The following is a 749-nucleotide window of genomic DNA, read 5'->3' on the forward strand; positions in this document are numbered from 1 at the left end:
TGATCTGATTTTATCGCCAAACAAAATCAACACGCGCGAAGCCTATGACCATTATTAATGCTAATCACTATCTGGAGCAACTCCTGGCTCCCGCCGCACTCGAGCGCATTGCTCGGCTCTGCAAGTTTTGTCTGCGTCAGCGCGCCATTACCCCTGCCATGCTCGTACCTGCACTGTTGCGGGCCATGGGGGGCGACCAGGTCAATGACATTGCCAGCTTACACCGTCATTTCAATGCCTTGCAGCTGACGAAAGAGCATCAGGTTTCTTACAAACCGTTTCACAATCAGCTGCGTAAAGAGAGCTTTGCCCTGTTTATGAAAGCGCTGGTCGAACGGGCCATCGCCTTGCGTATCGACCATCAACTCAAAGCGGCCTCCCTCGGCGCGTTCAAGCAGGTGTTATTGCACGATGGCACCTCCTTCGCGGTGCACCGGCGTCTGGCGGCTGACTTTCCCGGCCGGTTCAAGACCATCAGTCCGGCGGCTATCGAGTGCCATATGACCATGTCTCTGTCGGAGCAGAGCCCACTGTGCATGAGTGTGTCTGCCGATACCGCAGGGGAGCGGCAATTTCTCCCTGAGGCTCACAAGCTGGCCAACTGCCTGCTGCTGGCTGACGCGGGTTACATTGACAGGGCCTGGTTTGAGCAGGTGAACGACGCTGGCGGATTTTATCTGGTGCGAGGAACGCAAAGCCTGAACCCCAAGATAATCCAGGCCTGGCGCGGTGATGGACGGGAAGTGCCA

Annotated in this window: 1 pseudogene; it reads left to right on the plus strand. The window is 56.5% G+C overall.

Annotation, left to right across the window (positions count from 1 at the left end):
- Nucleotides 1-44: 44 nt before the first annotated feature.
- Nucleotides 45-749 (plus strand): annotated as a pseudogene (locus tag PG883_RS22935) (IS4-like element ISAeme3 family transposase); the annotation flags it as partial.

The sequence above is a fragment of the Aeromonas sp. QDB25 genome (assembly GCF_027707725.1).
GTDB lineage: Bacteria > Pseudomonadota > Gammaproteobacteria > Enterobacterales > Aeromonadaceae > Aeromonas > Aeromonas caviae.